The 20,138-nt window shown below is 39.4% G+C and carries 21 protein-coding genes; 14 read left to right on the top strand and 7 right to left on the bottom strand.

The features are described 5' to 3' along the window. Positions 1 to 76: 76 nt before the first annotated feature. Positions 77 to 1,606: a glycine betaine uptake BCCT transporter gene (locus ACGTNH_RS12015; protein WP_394587091.1), complete on the bottom strand. Its 1,530-nt coding sequence runs from the start codon at positions 1,604 to 1,606 to the stop codon at positions 77 to 79. Positions 1,607 to 2,197: 591 nt separating this feature from the next. On the opposite strand from ACGTNH_RS12015, the gene ACGTNH_RS12010 reads away from it, so the two are divergent. Further along, the gene (locus ACGTNH_RS12010) at positions 2,198 to 3,028 is read left to right on the top strand and encodes a polysaccharide deacetylase family protein (protein WP_394587090.1); all 831 of its coding nucleotides are present in this window, start codon (positions 2,198 to 2,200) and stop codon (positions 3,026 to 3,028) included. A 484-nt stretch (positions 3,029 to 3,512) separates the two neighbouring features. Continuing rightward, on the top strand, positions 3,513 to 3,623 hold the full coding sequence (locus ACGTNH_RS12005; protein WP_394587089.1) for a GapA-binding peptide SR1P: 111 nt from the start codon (positions 3,513 to 3,515) through the stop codon (positions 3,621 to 3,623). Between the two features lie 53 nt (positions 3,624 to 3,676). Here ACGTNH_RS12005 and ACGTNH_RS12000 read toward each other — a convergent pair whose 3' ends face one another. Further along, entirely contained in the window at positions 3,677 to 5,146 is a 1,470-nt protein-coding gene (locus ACGTNH_RS12000; RefSeq protein WP_394587088.1) for an aminotransferase class I/II-fold pyridoxal phosphate-dependent enzyme, read from the bottom strand. A 160-nt stretch (positions 5,147 to 5,306) separates the two neighbouring features. Here ACGTNH_RS12000 and ACGTNH_RS11995 point away from each other — a divergent pair, with 160 nt between their 5' ends. Continuing rightward, a complete protein-coding gene (locus tag ACGTNH_RS11995; protein WP_394587087.1) occupies positions 5,307 to 6,260 on the top strand; it encodes an NAD(P)H-dependent flavin oxidoreductase in 954 nt (317 codons plus the stop codon). Between the two features lie 20 nt (positions 6,261 to 6,280). Beyond that, on the top strand, positions 6,281 to 6,559 hold the full coding sequence (locus tag ACGTNH_RS11990; RefSeq protein WP_394587085.1) for a UPF0223 family protein: 279 nt from the start codon (positions 6,281 to 6,283) through the stop codon (positions 6,557 to 6,559). A 425-nt stretch (positions 6,560 to 6,984) separates the two neighbouring features. Here ACGTNH_RS11990 and ACGTNH_RS11985 read toward each other — a convergent pair whose 3' ends face one another. Beyond that, positions 6,985 to 7,611 (bottom strand): YktB family protein, encoded by a 627-nt coding sequence (locus tag ACGTNH_RS11985; RefSeq protein WP_394587084.1) that lies wholly within the window; start codon positions 7,609 to 7,611, stop codon positions 6,985 to 6,987. A gap of 178 nt (positions 7,612 to 7,789) precedes the next feature. Between ACGTNH_RS11985 and ACGTNH_RS11980 the strand changes: the two genes are divergently transcribed. Together ACGTNH_RS11980 and ACGTNH_RS11975 are read left to right on the top strand one after the other, a co-directional pair. Beyond that, positions 7,790 to 7,978: a YkzI domain-containing protein gene (locus ACGTNH_RS11980; protein WP_394587083.1), complete on the top strand. Its 189-nt coding sequence runs from the start codon at positions 7,790 to 7,792 to the stop codon at positions 7,976 to 7,978. Positions 7,979 to 8,072: 94 nt separating this feature from the next. After that, positions 8,073 to 8,894, top strand: coding sequence for an inositol monophosphatase family protein (locus ACGTNH_RS11975; RefSeq protein WP_394587081.1), 822 nt, complete (start codon positions 8,073 to 8,075; stop codon positions 8,892 to 8,894). A 16-nt stretch (positions 8,895 to 8,910) separates the two neighbouring features. On the opposite strand, the gene ACGTNH_RS11970 is transcribed toward ACGTNH_RS11975, so the two are convergent. Next, positions 8,911 to 9,084: a DUF5325 family protein gene (locus ACGTNH_RS11970; protein WP_394587080.1), complete on the bottom strand. Its 174-nt coding sequence runs from the start codon at positions 9,082 to 9,084 to the stop codon at positions 8,911 to 8,913. Between the two features lie 139 nt (positions 9,085 to 9,223). Between ACGTNH_RS11970 and ACGTNH_RS11965 the strand changes: the two genes are divergently transcribed. After that, positions 9,224 to 9,604 carry a YlaH-like family protein gene (locus ACGTNH_RS11965; RefSeq protein ID WP_394587079.1) on the top strand — a complete coding sequence of 127 codons (381 nt, stop codon included), beginning with the start codon at positions 9,224 to 9,226 and terminating at the stop codon, positions 9,602 to 9,604. A gap of 39 nt (positions 9,605 to 9,643) precedes the next feature. Here ACGTNH_RS11965 and ACGTNH_RS11960 read toward each other — a convergent pair whose 3' ends face one another. Further along, positions 9,644 to 9,847 carry a YlaI family protein gene (locus tag ACGTNH_RS11960; RefSeq protein WP_394587078.1) on the bottom strand — a complete coding sequence of 68 codons (204 nt, stop codon included), beginning with the start codon at positions 9,845 to 9,847 and terminating at the stop codon, positions 9,644 to 9,646. A gap of 127 nt (positions 9,848 to 9,974) precedes the next feature. Here ACGTNH_RS11960 and ACGTNH_RS11955 point away from each other — a divergent pair, with 127 nt between their 5' ends. Next, positions 9,975 to 10,259, top strand: coding sequence for a YbyB family protein (locus tag ACGTNH_RS11955; RefSeq protein WP_394587077.1), 285 nt, complete (start codon positions 9,975 to 9,977; stop codon positions 10,257 to 10,259). 28 nt (positions 10,260 to 10,287) lie between these two features. Here ACGTNH_RS11955 and ACGTNH_RS11950 read toward each other — a convergent pair whose 3' ends face one another. Beyond that, positions 10,288 to 10,872, bottom strand: coding sequence for a YhcN/YlaJ family sporulation lipoprotein (locus tag ACGTNH_RS11950; RefSeq protein WP_394587076.1), 585 nt, complete (start codon positions 10,870 to 10,872; stop codon positions 10,288 to 10,290). Between the two features lie 144 nt (positions 10,873 to 11,016). After that, on the bottom strand, positions 11,017 to 11,511 hold the full coding sequence (locus tag ACGTNH_RS11945) for a hypothetical protein (protein ID WP_394587075.1): 495 nt from the start codon (positions 11,509 to 11,511) through the stop codon (positions 11,017 to 11,019). A gap of 87 nt (positions 11,512 to 11,598) precedes the next feature. Between ACGTNH_RS11945 and glsA the strand changes: the two genes are divergently transcribed. The 6 genes from glsA to coxB all read left to right on the top strand — a co-directional run bounded on the left by glsA (position 11,599) and on the right by coxB (position 20,112). Then, positions 11,599 to 12,531 carry a glutaminase A gene (glsA, locus tag ACGTNH_RS11940; RefSeq protein WP_394587074.1) on the top strand — a complete coding sequence of 311 codons (933 nt, stop codon included), beginning with the start codon at positions 11,599 to 11,601 and terminating at the stop codon, positions 12,529 to 12,531. Positions 12,532 to 12,615: 84 nt separating this feature from the next. Beyond that, the gene (locus ACGTNH_RS11935; protein ID WP_373868064.1) at positions 12,616 to 12,897 is read left to right on the top strand and encodes an Fpa/YlaN family protein; all 282 of its coding nucleotides are present in this window, start codon (positions 12,616 to 12,618) and stop codon (positions 12,895 to 12,897) included. A gap of 167 nt (positions 12,898 to 13,064) precedes the next feature. After that, the gene (locus ACGTNH_RS11930; protein WP_394587072.1) at positions 13,065 to 14,255 is read left to right on the top strand and encodes an FtsW/RodA/SpoVE family cell cycle protein; all 1,191 of its coding nucleotides are present in this window, start codon (positions 13,065 to 13,067) and stop codon (positions 14,253 to 14,255) included. After that, a complete protein-coding gene (gene pyc, locus ACGTNH_RS11925) occupies positions 14,243 to 17,683 on the top strand; it encodes a pyruvate carboxylase (RefSeq protein WP_394587070.1) in 3,441 nt (1,146 codons plus the stop codon). The genes ACGTNH_RS11930 and pyc overlap by 13 nt, the downstream gene beginning before the upstream one ends. A 342-nt stretch (positions 17,684 to 18,025) precedes the next feature. Further along, positions 18,026 to 18,961, top strand: a complete 936-nt coding sequence (gene cyoE, locus ACGTNH_RS11920; protein ID WP_394587697.1) for a heme o synthase — start codon at positions 18,026 to 18,028, stop codon at positions 18,959 to 18,961. 83 nt (positions 18,962 to 19,044) lie between these two features. Then, positions 19,045 to 20,112 (top strand): cytochrome c oxidase subunit II, encoded by a 1,068-nt coding sequence (coxB, locus tag ACGTNH_RS11915; RefSeq protein ID WP_394587069.1) that lies wholly within the window; start codon positions 19,045 to 19,047, stop codon positions 20,110 to 20,112. Positions 20,113 to 20,138 lie beyond the last annotated feature (26 nt).

Below are 20,138 nucleotides of genomic sequence, written 5' to 3'. Positions count from 1 at the left end.
CTAAAGCCGTTCAGCCGTTTTTATGACTGCCCCTGTCTGCTTGGACAGGGGCAGTTCATATGTCGTAGATTATATTTTACTTTCTCTTAAGTCCGATTTTTTTACCTTCATTTTGAAACTCTTTAAACAAGGAGAAACACATGAGAATCATAATAAAGGTGAAAGGGAAGGCTGCGATAATGGCTGCGGTCTGCAAGGAATTTAAACCGCCCTGCCAAAGCAGGATTGCGGCTGCACCTGCTTGAATGAGCCCCCAGATGAATTTAACTTTTAATGCAGGGTTAAGACTGCCGTTTGTCGTCTGCATACCTAACACAAATGTTGCAGAGTCAGCAGAAGTAATAAAGAACGTGCTGATCAGCAATAGACCAATTACTGTCATAACTCCACCCAGCGGGATGTGCTGAAGACTGGAGAATAACGCAACTTCTGCACCTAATTCACTAACATCAGAGTATACGTCTATACCTTCAAAAAATTCCAGGTTAATAGCCGTTCCGCCAAATACGGAGAACCAAAGTGCGCCGAAGATTGTAGGTACTAATAATACACCAGAAATGAATTCACGTATGGTTCGTCCTTTAGATACACGAGCGATAAATGTTCCAACAAATGGAGCCCATGAAATCCACCAGGCCCAGTAGAAGATAGTCCAGTCAGCGACCCACGTATTGTCTTCTGAGAATGGCGTCATTCTAAAGCTCATATAAGGTAAATCGCGTACATAAGAGCCAAAGGTTGATGTGAAATAATCCATAATAAAGTTGGTAGGACCTGCGAATAAAAGGAAGAACATGAGTAGCAGAGCTAACACAATATTCGTATTACTTAAATACTTGATCCCTTTATTTAAACCAGTCATCGCTGAAGTCATAAACAGCACAGTTACAATCACAATAATTAAAAGCTGAAGTCCAAACGTATTATCAATTCCATCAAATGAGAATGATAAACCACTTGCAATCTGTAATGCACCTAAACCTAAGGATGTAGCAACACCGAAGATAGTAGCGAATACTGCAATGAAATCCACGGCTGTACCAATAGGACCTTTAATTCTTTTTTCCCCTAATAATGGTACTAATGCTGCACTAATAACACCTGGAGCGCCTTTTCTAAATTTGAAGTAAGCTAGTGCGAGTGCGAGTACTGCATAAATTCCCCACGGGTGAAAGCCCCAGTGAAAGAAACTGTACTTCATAGCTTCTCTGGCAGCCTCCTGACTTTGAGGCTCTGTTTCAACACCCGGTGGGGCATGGAAGTGGGAGAGCGGTTCCCCTGCTCCCCAGAAAACAAGTCCAATCCCCATACCGGCACTAAACAACATAGCAAACCAAGTAATGTAAGGGTATTCAGGCTCATCTTCTTCCTTTCCTAATTTAAGCTTTCCGTATTTAGAAAAAATCAAATAGATGGCAAAAATAAGAAAGCCTGTTGCAGAGAGTAAGTAAAACCAGCCAAATTTGTCTGTTATGAATCCTTGCACATTCGTTGTTACCGTTGAAAGGTTCGCTGATTGTAGCAAGGAGTCTGGTAATACACCCCAAATGATGAACAATACAGCTACAACAACGGAAATGTAAAACACTTTCGAGACTTGTTGCATATCAAACATCCTTTCCGACTTATTTAGAGAGCTTAGCTGGTATAACATCTTGTCTTTGCTCTATCCCCAAAGTTAACCATCATCTCATCTCAAGAGAAGTCACCAGACTTAAAAGCCTCTTTTTCAGTCAATGAACTTTATCTAGAAGATCGTACATAATGTGAAGTGGTATTATTATTTGCCACCACTCGTCTTTCATTCGTTTATATTCCAGTGGGGGACTGTGAATATAAAAAGTTAAGAACCATTCAGAGGGAAAATGTTGAATAGTATAATGGAATAAGAAATGAGATGATTGTACCATACGTTATAGTACCCATCCTCTTATAAAACGAAACAACAAGAGTGTCGAATTCTGCTGATCCTAAAAGGATAGACGTTCAAAATAAAAAAGCCCACAAATAGCAGGCCATTACACAGAATAAAACTTCCCCTGTTCAGTGTCAACTCTTTCGAATTAAAAATCATCCTCTGGTTCATAAGTCACAGTTGAAAATTACAAACAAAAATTTTGTAAAACGATAGTGAAAATTAAATACTTCCTTTATAATAGGAATATACATATAAAGTAAATTTGGGGGTAATAAAAGAGTGAAAGGTTTTTTGAGTGTATTCATCATACTGATTATTTTGGTGGGGTGCAGTGATAGTCAAGCCCATAAGGATGAGAGTGAAAAGGCAGAAGAGGACGTAATAGAGGGAAATGAGGATGGGGAAGGTAAAGAAGAAGAAAATGAAAGCAATGAAGAAGAAGAGGATCAAGGAGAAGAAGTAGAGGAATCCCCTTCTAAACCGGAATACATAATGAATGAGGTTTGGGCATTTGAACCAATCGATGATGCTTCAGAGGATGTAGTTCTTCTTACATTTGATGATGCACCAGACAAATACGGGCTGGAAATGGCGGAAACACTACATGAATTAGGAGCGCCTGCTATCTTTTTTGTGAATGGACACTTTATCAATACGCCTGAGAAAAAAGAAACATTAAAAAAAATACATGATTTAGGTTTCGCAATTGGAAATCACACGATGACTCACGCTTCTTTACAAGACATCTCAAAAGAAGAGCAGAAATCTGAAATAGTAGAGCTTAATGACCAAATTGAAGAGATTATTGGGGAGCGCCCCGAATTCTTTAGAGCCCCTTTTGGTCAAAATACAGAATTGACTGAACAGATTGCTAAAGAAGAAGGCATGTTGTTAATGAACTGGACATACGGGTATGATTGGGAAGCTGATTATCAAAATGCTGACTCTCTAGCTGATATTATGGTTAATACCGAACTGTTAGTGCCTGGGGCTAATTTACTCATGCACGACCGAGAGTGGACGGCTGAAGCAATACCAGATATCGTGGAAGGTTTTAAAGAAAAAGGATATGAATTATTAGATCCTGGACTTATTAAGATCAATGAATAAAAGAACGGCAGAAAGTTGAAGTGCTCCCCCTAAGGTAGTCAGATTAAAAATCTGTTGCCTTTAGGGGAGCTTTTTATGTCCATACTTATTACTCCAAATCGGGCGAACGGTGTACCTCCTCGGGCTTTATCAGCCCTCCGGAGTCACACCTCATTCCCATTTCCCTCAGAAGTCTCGCCGTTTCCTCAAGCCCTTTTTCGAAATAGATCATGGGCAAGCTCATTTATCCAAGCTGTGCCCTTATAAAAGCAGCGTTTGTAAATGGGCATTCATATTATGAAGGTTTAAGATTCCATTCTCCACACTAAGAAAGACTAACAGCCGTTCTTTTTTTAAAAAGAATTTCATATATTAAATTAGACCAACTAATAGTATGACACATTTTACAAAAAGTTATACTAAAAGGGTTGTAATTTTTAATGTGACATATTAAAATAAATGTACAGTGAAAGCGAATACAAAACGTAAAGGATGGGATGTAATAATGGGTACAATTGTTTGTCAAGAATGTCAAAAAGTAATTGAACATTATGAAAACGAAAAAGTGTCTACTCTTTACAGTACATGTCCTTCTTGCAACCAACCTAAAAAGTAGCACTTTTAAAATGCTCTCCAATGAAATCATTGGAGAGCTTTTTGTTTGGGTATTTATTTAAATGCTCTATGTTCTTTAATCACTTGAATGGTTTCAAGGGTGTCATCTTCTAACCCTTGAACTGGCAAACCCGCCGAAATATTTTCATTGATGTAATCAATATTATCCTGTGTGATGATTTCTCCAGGAATGAAAATAGGGATGCCGGGCGGGTATACCATTAAAAATTCCGCGCTGATCCGACCAACTGATCTGGCAAAGGGGATCGTTTCCGAAGAAGCGTAAAATGCTTCTCTAGGTGATAAAGCAAGGAGCGGGATATCAGGCACACTTACTTTTACGCTATCTACTTTAGAATTACGAGCAGCTTCACCAGCTAAGTGAGTGAGCGCTTCAATTAAAAGAGTGATTTCACGGTTGGAGTCTCCGGATGTAATAATGCAAAGAATATTATATAAATCGGACAGCTCTACTTCAATTTGATAATGTCTTCTTAACCAAACCTCTACATCATAGCCGGTCACCCCTAAATCTTTAACAGAGATAATAAGCTTTGTCGGATCATAATCGAACGTTGCTGGTGTTCCTAATATTTCTTCTCCCACACAGTATAAGCCGGGAATCTGATTTATTTTGCGTCGTGCTTCGTCTGCTAGATTCAGTGTCTGTTGTATCATTTCTTTCCCATTTACCGCTAAATGCCTTCGTGAAGTGTCTAGAGAGGCAAGAAGAAGGTAAGATGTAGAAGTCGTAGTTAACATGGAAAGCACCGACTGCACACGTTCATGAGAAACGAGTCCTTCTTTTAAATTTAATACAGAGCTTTGTGTTAAAGCTCCTCCTAGTTTGTGTACACTTGTTGCTGCTAAGTCTGCTCCTGCCTGCATAGCTGAAGCGGGCAGCCTTTCATGAAAATGAATATGAACGCCGTGTGCTTCATCAACAAGAACAGGCATGCCATAGTCGTGGGCGATGTTAACAATTTGTTTTAAATCAGCCGTCACACCAAAATACGTCGGATTAATGACAAGTACTGCTTTGGCATCAGGATGGGCCTCGCAAGCATGGTTTACAGCTTCTGGAGTTATCCCATGAGATATGCCTAATTGATCATCTAATGCAGGATGAACAAAAATAGGAATCGCACCTGAGAAAATGATAGCGGAAGTAACAGATTTATGCACATTTCTTGGAACAATAATTTTATCGCCTGGATTGCAGACACTCATGACCATTGTCATAATTGCTCCAGAAGTACCTTGTACGGAGAAAAAAGTGTAATCAGCACCAAAAGCTTCTGCCGCAAGTGTCTGAGCGTCCTTAATTAACCCGTGAGGATGATGAAGGTCATCTAATGGTTCAATATTAATTAAATCGATGGCTAATGACTGGCTTCCCATAAATGAAGCGAATTCGCTATCCATTCCTTTACCTTGCTTATGGCCTGGAATGTGGAATTGTACAGGCTTTTTATCAATATGTTGTTTAAGCCCGGAAAATAAAGGCGTTTTACTTTGGTCCATCTCGGTCCACCTCTTTATAAGCTCAAGCAATTTTCTGCTTTTGATATTTTGTTAACTCATGTATAAAAGCAAATGAATTATAGCAGAGTTCTTATAGCGTGGCTAGTTTTTTACTAGGGGGCCATTCGTGATAAACTAATAAAAAGGGAAGGTGAATAGTATGAAGTGGAATACGAGAGTGACTGAGTTGCTGGGTATAGATTACCCGGTTATACAAGGAGGATTAGCTCACTTAGCATATAGTGATTTGGCTGCAGCAGTATCAAATGCCGGAGGATTAGGTCAAATTACAGCTATGAGCATGAAAAATGAGGGCCAATTACGTGAAGAGATACATAATGTACGATCATTAACCTCAAATCCGTTTGGAGTAAATTTTGCTATTGGACAGCATGGAAGACCATTTCAATCTATGGTTCAAATAGCTATTGATGAAAAAGTACCTGCTATCACCATTACGGGAGGAAATCCCCAACCTTTATTAGAAATGGTGAAAGGAACTGGAATCAAAACGCTCGTTCTTGTAGCTGCGAAAAGGCAAGCCATCAAAGCCGAAAAGCTGGGGGCAGATGGGGTAATGGTGGTCGGACAAGAAGGCGGCGGTCATATTGGGAGAGAAGATGTGAGTACGTTTGTATTAACGCCACAAGTTTCAGAAGCAGTGGAAATCCCTGTAATTGCATCCGGAGGTATTGGGGATGGGAAAGGCCTTATGGCGGCTTTAGCATTAGGAGCGGAAGGCATTGAAATGGGGACGCGATTTATCGCGACAAAAGAATGTGTGCATGCTCATCAAAGTTATAAAAATGCTTTAATTGAAGCCGATGAAAACTCAACAATTGTAATCAAACGTTCTTTAGGAGCACCTGCCAGAGCGTTGAAAAACCGTTGGACGGAACAAATTGTAGAATATGAAAAAAATCAGCCAGGTTATGAATTTTTGCGGCCCTATGTAAGTGGGAAAACGAATAAAAAATACATTTATAATGGAGGAGAACATGGGTTTGGCTGGGCTGGCCAAGTAGCAGCCCGGATCCAGGACGTTCCCTCGGTAAGCGAATTATTTGAGCGACTTATTAAAGAGGCGGAATCCATTCGTACAAAATGGAGCTAATAACAAAAGGAAGTGACTAGGTGAGTTATCAATATCCAATAGATGAATCGTTTTGGACGAAAGAAGAAATCATTGATGTCGTAAATTTTTATTCAATGGTGGAACAAGCTTATGAGGGAAGTGTGAAAAAGGAAGAACTATTGATGGCGTATACTCGGTTTAAACAAATCGTTCCATCAAAAAGTGAAGAGAAGCAGTTATGCGGACAATTTGAAAAAGAGTCTGGATACTCCTGTTATCGAACGGTTAAAAGAGCGAAAGAACTGTCAGAAGGACAGCGGGTAAAGATGGATAAATAAAAAGAGTCGATAGGACTCCTCAGCTTGTAGAGAACCCTGTGTTTATCTATAAGCTTTTTTCCTCCCTCGAGAGTACAGACCGATCCTTTCCACAAATGCACGCTCCATCTTCTTCATAAAAATGAAATATTGAAGGTCCATTGAAGGTAGAATTTTAAAATAAGTGGTCTGCCTGACAATTAAAATCCAGGACAGCTTTTTTCTGATTTTTTAAATTCTCCTGCATCTAGTCTTACCTGGCTTAGCGGAGGAGAATATTTTTCATACTGAAAGGCAGCATTTCTCCCTGTTATTTGACTTTTTCTATAAATCTTTCCTTGATTAAACCAAAGCCATTACCGTCCCTATGAATTCTAACAAGGGCACAAAAATAAGGCTGTCGAGAACGATCTCAACAGCCTGAAGAGCCAACTGTTGGCTCTTCTTTATTTTGTATAACGGTAGAGGGGCAGTAATGTCTCAAAAGTATTGCGGCACAAGTCAATAAAGCGCTGGCCGTCTTGAAGACGTTCATCGTTTCGGTCAAGCGTAATACCGCAAAGAAGTTCAGCTTTTTTAACTGTTTTTAATCGGTTGAGCATTTCGGTTAATTTTTCATCATCTACCTCAGTGTGGGGGATGATGTCCGGCTTCGTATGGTCAAGTGACCAGACAAATTCATTGGGAACAACGGATTGAACTTCCTTTCTATTTTTAAGCAAAGTCTCAGCGAAGTTTTCTTTAATCGGGCTCTCATAAATCACTGCAAACCAAACGAAAACGTGGGTCCCCCACATGCCGACTTGAAAATGAGGGAGCTTCTTGTACCCTCTCTTATTTGCTGCAAGCGCAGCCCATGTATCATTTGGAGGGTTTGTGGTCCGTCTAGCGTGCTTAGCTACATGTACAAACATTTCATCTCCTGTCATAGCTGTAAGGTCTGCAGCTAATTCAGCAGCAACCGCTTCTAATTTAGGAGAGACATTCTCTCGAAGAGCTGCCATTCTGTCTTCAAGTCCATTAATAGAAAAAACATCAAAATCCTGCTGCGTAAATCCATTAAACTCACTCATAAACTCAACTCCTATTTATTCTACAAAGAATTTTACCACAAGTCAGAGCCGCCATTAAGTAATGTGTTTTGCAGGTTTCACTCATGCGAAATTGGGTTATAAATAAGTAATCTTATCGAAACTTCAGGAGCTTATGGTCATATATATAATTATGGATGAAAAAAGGGAGGAAAGACCAGTGAAACACGTTATGGAGGCATTACGTAAAAGAGAAGCTGAAGAAAGGCTCCCCGTAATCCGCATGGAAATTGATTATGAATTAGTATGCTTGTATGATGCTATGATAGCAGAGGACAAGGAGCAGATGGATAAATGTAAAATGCGGTTGTCAGAGCTTCATAAGCAGCTGATGGAATGGTCCGAATAAAGAGCACCGACTAGAGGCTGCTCTTTTTTTGTTCAATACACCCAATTTCTGCTAAGATAGAGAAATACCATATGAGAAGGAGTCAATCTGGTCTATGGATAGTCAAACAAGAGAACATTTATTTGAAAAAGCAAAAGATTTTGTATATGAAGCAGGTCAGCGTATTAAAGAGAAAATTCATGAACCTCGAACAATTGAAACTAAATCAAACCCTAATGATTTGGTAACAGAGATGGATCAAAGTACTGAGAAGTTCTTCGCGGAGAGTATTCGAAACGAGTTTCCAGATCATCGATTATTCGGTGAGGAAGGATTTGGGGATGATGTCCAGGATTTAAAAGGAATTGTGTGGATTGTAGACCCTATCGATGGAACGATGAATTTTGTTCACCAAAAACGGAACTTTGCCATTTCTGTAGGTATCTATGAGGAAAGTGTCGGGGAGATCGGAATCATTTATGATGTTATGGCAGGAGCTCTATATACTGCTAAACGTGGAGAAGGGGCCTTTAAAAACGACGAGCCTCTTAACTTAATGAAAGAAAGATCAATGGAACAATCGATATTAGCATTAAATACTTCTTGGTTAATTCCAGAGAATCCTCATATTGAACACAAAGGGATGGAAGAGCTGGTTAAGCGTATCCGCAGTACTCGATCGTACGGTTCAGCCGCATTAGAATTCGCTTATGTAGCTGAAGGTATACTGGATGGTTACTTAACAATGACGCTGATGCCCTGGGATATTGCTGCAGGGAAGGTTATTGTTAACGAAGCGGGCGGTCTTGTTACTACAGCGGATGGTCAAGAACTGGACATGCTTAACAAGACAACTGTGTTAGCCTGTCATCCTGATATTCATAAAGAAATTATCGATCAATACGTTGAATTAAAATATAATACAAAAAAACGCTGATAGGTATCAGCGTTTTTTACGTTTCCTGACGTTTCTTTTTTGAAATTCCTAATCCCATTAAACCAAATCCTGCTAAAAGGAAGAGAAAAGCCAACCAGAAAACTTCCTGACCAAGTGCAAAACCAACAGATATAAATGCAAGGATCACGAAGAAAGCCAGCAATATTGAGTTCCAATTAATATTTTTCATGTTTTCACCCCTACTATTGCTCATTATAAATGAAATCATGTAAGATGAAAACGATTGTAGACATTTTAATAGGGTGGCGTAAAAACCTTACATTTAGTATGATGTGAGAAGAAAAGTTGTCGAAGTTAGGGGGGACATCATGACAGATATGTCAACATTAGAAGTGCCAGTTGATTTATGGCCGATTGCTGATTTGTTTTTTAGCGGTTTAGGCAACGAAGTAAATTTAAATGACGAGGGAGAAGTAGCTGTACTTTTTCGTTCATTTTTTGGATTGTATCTTGTAACGGTGACGTTAGCGATTATAACATTTAAATTAGGTTTTGCTAGAAAGCTTCCTTTATTAAAAAATATAGTGGTTTATTCAGTTCTCATCATCGGAACATTCTTTTTAACATTAATTCTAGGCTTAAATTTACCGGTAGCTGAAAGCCTGTTAGTAGCGGCGCTAATTCTTGGCATCTATAGGTTACGCCTACATAAAGAACGAAGTGCTCGCCAATCTGATCAACAGTCATAAGAAACCCCCAATCCATGTCTATGGTATTGGGGGTTTCGTTCAATTTAAGTGTTTTTCTTTTTTGATTTCACGGCGGAATTGGAAATGACCAGAATTAATCCGTTTTTCAGTATTTCTTTTTATTCTCTCATGGCAGGAAGGACACATATAAGTGGTGATCTTGCGATTGCGAAGTCGTTTAGCCTGAAGGCAGTAGCTGTCGATCGTCTCAATAGAATCACAAAGTACACATTTCACACGCATGAGGATCACCTCTTTCTATAGTACTTATAAATATCATATCATGAATAAACGAAAGACGCATTTCAGGTTTTAATTAAATAGGTTGGGGGAACACTTTACTATAAGTTGTTAAAGAAAGGATGATAGTGTGAGAAAGCGTTGGATTATTTCAGCAATAGGAGCGGCAGCAGGTGGTGCAGCTGCTTATTTTATGAAAGATGAATCAAAACGTCAACAAGTGGTTGACAAAGCAAAGTCCGTCCAAGGCCGTTTTAGGAAAGGTGACGACTTACCGATTGAAGAAGCTGGACAACCAGAATTATCTGATAACGAAAACGCAAAAATGGTTTCAGAAGGTTCCCAATTCGGTGTACAATACTATAATGATTTAACTGAAAAAGAGCGAGAAATTATTGAAAAAAGTAACAGCTAAATCCTTTTAGGATTTAGCTGTTTTTCACTTATTGATCAGAAGATTGCTCTTTCTGGATCTCTTCCATATTCTGTTCATCTTCATCAGGTACAGATTCTTTACTTTGGTCGTCGTCGGTTGGTACTTCTCTGATCGGGCCTTCTGGTAAATAACGTGCAATGATCTGGCTTAGTTCATCCGTTATTCCTTCGACAGGATGACCTTCCGCCATTTTTTCACCCAAGTCCCTTATACGTTCTACCCCGTCAGCGTCAGCGACAATTAACGCATTTCTACCATCGGGATCATCTTTCAAGGCTTCAGCTACAGAGTATTTGATTACACCTACCCTTGAACGATCAAGGTCTTTATCGACATCAATACCTACAACAGCATAATTTCCTACTACTACGGAAGTTGCGTCATGAACATCAGGAACTTCAACGGCCAGTTTAGCTAAGTGCCTTGCTGTTTCCTGAGTTGTTTTCTTTTCTCGATCAACGGGGTCAGAATTGGTAACATACTGCATTTTAGTATCTGTATTTTCTGGCTTTTCCTGTAATAGTGAATCACCGTTTTGCTGCTGACAAGCGCTTAGAAAAAGAATTCCTCCTAAGAGAATAATTAATTTCATTGGAAACCCTCGCTTCTTTTTGTATAGTTTGTGAAGTTATAGTGCATTTATACAAAAAAGACAGCTTTGGCAGCTGTCTCTTAAAGGGCAAATATATTTTTTGAAAATATCGCGGGATTAAAAATTTTGTAAGCAGAAAAAATATTATTGGAAAATGATTTTTCTTATTCCTTTAATGGGTTCTTGCTGGTCACCTTCATCCAAGAAATAGAGGTGGACAGGACCATTTTCTTTTAATGGTTTTCCGTCTTTTGAGAACAATAATAATCCGTCAGCAAAACGATCAGCCTGAAGTGTATGTTCTCCATTATCCGTGATAAGAACAGCCTCCGAAACAGATGGATCAGGTTCGCTCGTATGAATGAATGGCTTAATAGGCATCATAAACGATTCAGTGAAGATTCTTTCTTTTTCCTTACGGTGCAAGCTCTTGTTTACGGGAGGATTTAATTTTTGTTGATATACTTCACGATCGAAGCGCTGAGACTTACGCTTTAATTCATCTTCAACTTCGTCGTTTTGTTCAACGGTCTCAGGGTGAAATACCTCCTCAAAGCTTTTTTTACGATCATCGAAGATCCACACCGTGGGATCTAATGTTATTGGGAATTTGACATTTCCTTTTATTTGAACGATCAAAGGGGTTGCCACCTTTCTAAAATAAATATGCACAACTCAAAGGATAGCAAAAAATGAAGACGATTTCACTAAAAGGAGTTCTAAAAGATGATAGATAAACTGGAAAAACCCACTTTAGAGAGCTGGTTAGACAATGTGAGAGAATATGCAGATAAAGGCCATGTTGCCGATTACATCCCTGCTCTGTCTTCAAGAACCCCGCATCAATTAGCTGTATCGATTTATTATTTAGATGGAGAATGTGTACAAGCGGGTAACACAGACTGTTGTTTTACATTACAAAGTATTTCAAAAGTTATCTCCTTAGCACTTGCTCTTATAGATAACGGTGAAGATTATGTATTTGAAAGAGTTGGCATGGAACCTTCCGGAGATCCCTTTCACTCTATCTATCGTTTAGAGCAGCACCGTCCTTCCAAACCATTGAACCCAATGATTAATGCGGGCGCATTAGCCGTGTCCAATATGATAAGAGGAAAAAATGCTAATGAAAAAGTAGGCCGGCTTTTAAGTTTTATACACGAAATGACTGATGACCATTCGATTGGAGTCAATGAAGAGGTAGCGGATTCTGAATTTAAGTCAGCGTTTTTAAATCGGTCGCTACTCTATTATTTGAAACAACATGATGTCGTTTCAGGTGATATTGAAGAGACTTTAGATGTATATACAAAACAGTGTTCGATTGATGTTAACGTCCAGCAGCTATCACGCATGGGTGCTTTATTTGCTAATGAAGGAAGAGATCTTCAGTCAAACCGCCAGATTATACCTAAACACTTTGCACGAATTTGTAAAACGTTTATGGTAACGTGCGGCATGTATGATGCTTCAGGTTCATTTGCTATTAAAGTCGGCATTCCTGCAAAAAGCGGAGTGTCAGGCGGGGTTATGGCCTCTTTAAACGGCTTCGGAGGTATTGCGGTTTATGGACCGGCTTTGGACGAAAAAGGAAACAGTGTCGTTGGGTTAAAATTATTAGAAATTTTATCAAATCGCTACGACCTGTCTATCTTTTGATGAGTTCCTCCATTCAGTTGTTGCATTTTTTTGCACGAAACGATACTATTAATAAAAGATAGAATGTAAACGGAGGGGATCTTGATGTTGTCTGATGTGGCTGTGGATCACCGTGAAAAGGCCTATGCCCTTCTAAAAGCTGATGCCGATAAAATCTTGCGATTAATTAAAGTTCAAATGGATAACTTAACTATGCCTCAATGTCCATTATATGAAGAAGTATTAGATACACAAATGTTCGGGCTTTCACGTGAAATTCATTTCGCCGTTCGACTCGATCTGATCAGTGAAGAAGAAGGCAAGTCGATTTTAGATAATTTAGAAAAGCAACTGAATGTCTTGCATGAAGCAGCGCAAAATTCGTGACAGACAAACTCAAATTGCGACATTTTATGTTGCGATTTGAGTTTTTTTATACAAAAATGTGTAGTGTTTAGTAGAAATCTATTAAACTAGATTTGAAATTCTGACAAAAAAAGAAGGAGATCGCACGATGAAACAAGAATTTAATATGTTAGTAGGGATGAATAATTATGATACAGCGATTAAAAACCTATGACTTCACATTGTTGTTCGCCCCCATAGCATTAGTGCTGTTTGGGAGTGTAATGGTCTACAGTGCTAGTATGGTCTACGGCCCTGTAAGATTTAATGTGGATAGCAACCATTACTTATTTAAGCAGCTCCAGTGGGTTTCCATTGGGATTATTCTTATGGTGCTCGGCTCTATTTTTCCATATCGACATTTAAAAAGAATGGCTAAACTATTAGTGTTATTAATGGTGTTTTCATTAGGAGGGCTGTTTTTCTTCGGATCAACGGTGAATAACGCACAATCCTGGTATAATCTCGGATTTATGAATTTTCAGCCTTCAGAGTTTGCCAAGTTAGGGCTGATTATTTACTTATCTGCTGTATATGCGAAGAAACAAAGTTACATAGAAGATTTTACAAAGGCAGTCATGCCGCCTTTAATTGTAACTGGGTTTCTGCTTTCTTTAATCATTCTTCAACCTGATATAGGCTCGGCTGCCGTTATAGGAATGATTGCTGCGGTTGTGATCATGAGTTCAGGAATTAGATGGAAGCACATCCTCATCTTAAGTGCCCTAACCGGAAGTGTTCTGATTCTGGCGGCTACACAAATGATAACGGATGAGAGAATTGAGCGGTTTACGGGAGCGTATGAACCTTTTAACACCCCGGATGCAGATGGCTACCACCTCATTCAGTCTTATGTAGCGATAGGTACAGGAGGAATTTTTGGAGAAGGTCTTGGCCAAGGTGTCCAAAAGTTAGGATACTTACCTGAACCTCATACTGATTTCATAATGGCTGTGATCGCGGAGGAATTAGGTTTCTTAGGTGTTATTATCACAGTAGGTTTACTTGCATTAATTATTATAAGAGGTTTATTTATTTCGTGGAAGTGTAAAGACCCATTTGGAGCCTTATTAGCGTTAGGCATTTCATCGATGTTCGCTATCCAGTCTTTCATTAACCTGGGGGCCATGAGCGGTCTATTGCCAATTACAGGTGTGCCGCTTCCCTTAGTCAGCTACGGAGGATCTTCGCTGCTTATCATGATGCTTTCATTAGGAGTATTAAATAATGTAGCTAGAAGTGTAAAAGCAAGAGAAACAGAGAAACAAAAAACGTATGAACCGATTAGACAGCCCGTTCCTCGTACAAATAATCAAGGAGTGAAATCATGGCAGAATTAAAAAAGATCAATAAAGTTCTTGTAGCCAATCGTGGTGAAATTGCGATCCGTGTATTTCGAGCTTGCACTGAGTTAAATATTCGTACTGTTGCTGTTTATTCTCAAGAGGACACAGGTTCTTATCATAGGTACAAAGCGGATGAAGCGTATTTAGTTGGAGAAGGAAAAAAACCGATTGATGCTTATTTAGATATTGAAGGAATTATTGAAATTGCAAAAAGTGTTGATGTCGATGCCATTCATCCGGGATATGGTTTCTTATCAGAGAACATTCATTTTGCGAGAAGGTGTGAAGAAGAAGGAATTACTTTTATCGGCCCTACAAGTCAGCATTTAGACATGTTTGGAGATAAGGTAAAGGCGAGAGAACAAGCAATAGCGGCAGATATTCCAGTTATACCAGGAACAGACGGTCCGGTGGGGTTAGAGGAAATACGCACATTTGGAAAAGACCACGGCTTCCCGATAATGATTAAAGCAGCTATGGGCGGCGGAGGCAGGGGAATGCGTATCGTTCGAAGTGAAGATGCCCTTCAGGATGGATACGACCGAGCCCGCTCAGAAGCTAAAGCAGCTTTTGGTAGTGATGAGGTTTATGTAGAAAAATTAATTGAAGAACCTAAACACATTGAAGTACAAATCTTAGGTGATTTTGACGGGAATGTTATTCACTTATTTGAAAGAGACTGTTCGGTACAGCGTCGTCATCAGAAGGTAGTTGAAGTTGCACCAAGTGTTTCTCTAAGCGATGCTTTAAGAGAAGAAATTTGTGATGCAGCTGTAAAGCTGATGGATAATATTAAATATGTGAATGCTGGAACAGTTGAATTTTTAGTGACAGGGGAAGAGTACTACTTCATTGAAGTAAACCCTCGTGTCCAAGTGGAACATACGATTACAGAAATGATTACCGGAGTAGACATCGTTCAGTCTCAAATTATGATTGCGGAAGGATACAATTTACATACCAAACCAATATCCATTCCAAAACAAGAGGAGATTCTAACGCATGGTTTTGCCATTCAATCCCGTGTGACGACAGAAGATCCGTTAAACAATTTTATGCCTGATACAGGAAAAATAATGGCTTATCGCAGTGGAGGCGGTTTTGGGGTACGGCTGGATGCCGGAAACGGATTTCAGGGTGCGGTCATATCTCCGTATTACGATTCTTTGCTCGTAAAACTGTCTACATGGGCGTTAAGCTTTGACCAGGCTGCACACAAAATGGTGAGAAACTTAAAAGAGTTTCGTATTCGTGGCATTAAAACGAACATTCCTTTCTTAGAAAACGTGATTCAGCATAATCAGTTCTTATCTGGAGAATACAACACGACCTTCATTGACAGCTCTCCTGAACTTTTTGTATTTCCAAAACGAAAAGACCGGGGAACGAAAATGTTAGCGTATATTGGGGATCGGACCATTAATGGATTTGAAGGTAAAGGGAACCGTAAGAAACCGACTATTCCTACACCTCGTATTCCAAATGTAAAGCATTCTACTAAAATACCTGATGGTACGAAGCAAATATTAGATGAACAGGGGCCTGAAGGCTTAGCTGCCTGGCTTAAACGACAAGACGATGTGCTTCTTACAGACACGACCTTTAGGGACGCCCACCAGTCTTTATTAGCTACGCGGTTAAGGACGAAAGACTTACAAACCATAACTGAACCAACAGCTCGTCTATCTCCAGACTTATTCTCTTTAGAAATGTGGGGAGGAGCTACATTTGATGTATCCTATAGGTTCCTGAATGAAGATCCTTGGGAAAGACTGTTAAAGCTAAGGGAAAAAGCACCAAACATATTATTTCAAATGCTGCTGAGAGCTTCTAATGCTGTTGGTTATAAGAATTACCCTGACAACTTAATTCGTGAGTTTGTCGAGAAAAGCTCCAACGCGGGAATTGATGTATTTAGAATTTTCGACAGTTTAAATTGGGTAGAAGGGATGAAACTGACCATAAACGCTGTTCGGGAAAACAATAAAGTAGCAGAGGCTGCAATGTGCTATACAGGTGATATTCTGGACGCTTCACGACCTAAATATGATTTGAAGTACTATCAAAATGTAGCTAAAGAATTGCAGGACTCAGGCGCACATATTTTAGGAATTAAAGATATGGCAGGACTATTAAAACCGGAAGCAGCTTATCAATTGATTACAACCTTGAAAGATACAATTGATATTCCGATTCACCTTCATACACACGATACAAGCGGCAATGGAATTTTTACTTATGCTCGTGCGATTGAGGCAGGCGTGGATGTAGTTGACGTAGCCACGGGGTCCATGGCAGGTCTGACTTCCCAGCCGAGTGCAAATAGCTTGTACTATGCAATGGAAGGTAAAGGTCGAAAACCACGTATGGATATTTCTTCTTTTGAGAAGTTAGGTCACTACTGGGAGGATACAAGAAAATATTATGCGGACTTTGAAAGCGGAATGATGGCACCGCATACAGAGGTGTATCATCATGAGATGCCCGGGGGACAATACAGTAATCTGCAGCAGCAGGCGAAAGCCGTTGGACTTTCGCACCGCTGGGACGAAGTGAAACGTATGTATCGTCGAGTTAATGACATGTTTGGAGACATTGTAAAAGTAACCCCGTCTTCCAAGGTTGTTGGCGACATGGCATTATTTATGGTGCAAAATGATTTAAATGAAGATGACATCTATGAAAGCGGTGACTCGTTAGCATTTCCTGACAGTGTTGTTGAATTGTTTCAAGGTTATTTAGGGCAGCCTTATGGAGGTTTCCCAGCTGAATTACAACGTATTATTTTAAAGGGAAGAGAGCCTATTCACGTACGACCTGGTGAGCTTTTAGAGCCGGTAGACTTTAAAGATCTTCAAGAAACCTTGTTTCATAAGCTGGGAAGGCAAGTAACCAGCTTTGATATGATCAGTCACGCCCTGTATCCAAAAGTTTTTATGGATTATCAAAAATTCACAGAAGAGTACGGTGATATGTCCGTACTTGATACCCCGACGTTCTTTTATGGTATGCGGTTAGGGGAAGAAATTGAAGTAGAGATTGAACAAGGTAAAACGTTAATTGTTAAGCTTGTATCCATTGGAGAAGCACAAAATGATGGTACACGGACTGTTTATTTTGAACTGAATGGGCAGCCTCGTGAAGTAGTTATTAAAGATAAAAATATAACTTCGACCGTTGAGGAACGACCAAAGGCAGATAAAACAAATAGTAAACATATCGGAGCGAGTATGCCGGGAACCGTTATAAAAGTAATCACTGAAAAAGGGGAAAAAGTGAAAAAAGGCGACCATCTTATGATCACAGAGGCGATGAAAATGGAAACAACAGTGCAAGCTCCTTTTGACGGAGTCATTAAAAATATTTATATTCACAACAATGAAGCGATTCACGTCGGCGACTTACTAATTGAGTTTGAGTAATATCAAAGAAGAGGCAAGCCCCGTACCGCTGGTTATGGTGGTACGGGTTTTCTGTTGTTTATATAGTTCTTCTTGGAGTAATAAATAAAGAAGTCCAATATCTACTACAAATTCTCTTGCATTACACCTATATATTTGCTAGAAATATATAGGTGTGAGTCTTTTACGGGTTTCACAATTTTGTCACAAAAAAATAAAATTGTAATGTAGAAATAGATAGAAACATGATAACGTGATACAATTATTTTGATGTTTCTTGACAGTGTTACAAATTTTACAAGAAACGATGAATGCTTTGTACTGATAGCTTCAGCAAGCAGGAGAAGGAGGGAAGATATGTCTATGGACAATCCTAGAACAGTTGACACGCCGACTGCACAGGTGATGAACTCGACTGTACGTGAAACTTCATTACTAGCTGATATTAAAAGTTTGATTAAAGTTGGGATTATAAATTCTAATTTAATTACGACTTTCACTGGCTTTTGGCTAGCTTTATTTTATACGGGAGCCAGTTTTACCGATCAGTGGTTAACCTTCCTGCTGACAATGTTCGGAACCGCTTTCGTAATTGCTGGTGGCTGTATTTTAAATAACTGGTATGATAGAGACATCGATCCTTTGATGTCTAGAACTGTAAGCAGACCAACCGTAACAGGATCTATTCCTCTTGATGTTATAAAATGGATGGGAATTGGTGTTTCAGCAGCTGGGGTTATTGTCTTATCTTTCACAACAATACCTGCAGCTCTATTAGGAGCAGCCGGCTGGTTTATCTACGTTGTGCTGTATACGATGTGGTCTAAGAGGAAATATACCATTAACACGGTTATTGGAAGTTTTTCCGGTGCGGTGCCCCCATTAATTGGATGGGCCGCGATTGAACCAAGTTTACAATTAGAAGCAATTATTTTGTTTCTAATCATGTTTATCTGGCAAACACCTCACTTCTTAGCATTAGCTATGAAGAAGAAGGATGAATATAAAGCAGCAGGAATTCCCATGCTGCCGGTTGTCCATGGTTTTCAAATGACGAAACGTCAAATTGTGATCTACGTGGCTTGTCTGCTGCCATTACCAATTTATTTAGCATCACTGGGCAGTATATTTTTAGTCATTGCATTTACATTATCCTTAGGCTGGCTGATCTTAGGGATTGCTGGTTTCTTCATGAAAGATGACTACAAGTGGGCAACATGGATGTTTGTTTATTCTCTTAACTATTTGACTATCCTATTTTTAACAATGGTTTTAGTCACACTGCCGTTTTTTTATTAATGTAACTAGCTCATGATTTATTGCATGAGCTGGTTACAAATAATATAAAAATTTCATTAAAAGAGAAAGAGAGGTATTACTTAATGAGAGGTTGGATGGGAAAGTTCCGGTCATTCTTCCTGTTTGGGGCACTGACCCTTATGTTATCAGGGTGTGGAGTTGACAATTTAAGTGCACTTAAACCTAAAGGATATGGCTCAGAGTTATTATTTGATCTTATGATGATCAGTATCGCTATTATGCTGTTTGTATTTGTAATAGTTATGGCGATCTACACGTTTGTACTTATCCGCTATCGTCAGAAGAAAGGTCAAGAAGACTTTATTCCTAAGCAAACTGAAGGGAATAAAGCGCTTGAAGTGATTTGGACTGTAATTCCAATCATTTTATTATTAGTATTGGCAGTCCCAACTGTACAAGCTACTTTTGATCTAGCTGATGAATCTACCAAAGGTGATGATGGAGTTACAACTGTTGAAGTAACAGGAAATCAATATTGGTGGCATTTCAGTTATCCAGACGATGAAATTTCTACGAGTCAGGATCTCTATATTCCTACTGGTGAGAGAGTATACTTAGATATGAAATCGAGTGATGTCATTCACTCCTTCTGGGTACCTTCCATTGCTGGGAAAATGGATACAAACCCTGGAGATAATGACAATACTATGTACTTAGAAGCTTACGAGGAAGGCGTTTATTGGGGCCACTGTGCTGAGCTTTGTGGAGAGTCTCACTCCTTAATGGACTTTAGAGTTATTGCTGTAAGTCCTGATGAATACGACCAGTGGAAAGAAGACATGCAAAATGTTGATCCTGAAGCAGAAGCTGAAACGGCTGATGCACAAGAAGGACAAGATCTTTTTGAAGATAGCTGCTTAGGCTGTCACGCGATTGGCGACGGTGCTGCTGGACAAGGACCGAACTTAACAAACTTTGCGAATCGCACAAAAATTGCTGGCGTTTTAGAGCCATCTAAAGAAAACCTGGTGGACTGGATTGTAAACCCTGAAGAAGTAAAACCAGGAAATCAAATGCCGGCTAACTTAGTTTCAGAAGAAGAAGCTAATCAAATAGCTGAATATTTAATGGAACTTGATCATTCCGACGTAGGGTCGAATGTATCCGGTGAAGAAGTAGAAGAAGAATAATATTTTATGTAAAGCTTTAAAGGGAG

The sequence above is a fragment of the Halobacillus sp. B23F22_1 genome, from assembly GCF_043497005.1.
Classification (GTDB): domain Bacteria; phylum Bacillota; class Bacilli; order Bacillales; family Halobacillaceae; genus Halobacillus_A.
Note: the sequence above shows the minus strand (reverse complement) of the source record. Positions and strands in the feature narration are given on the sequence as shown.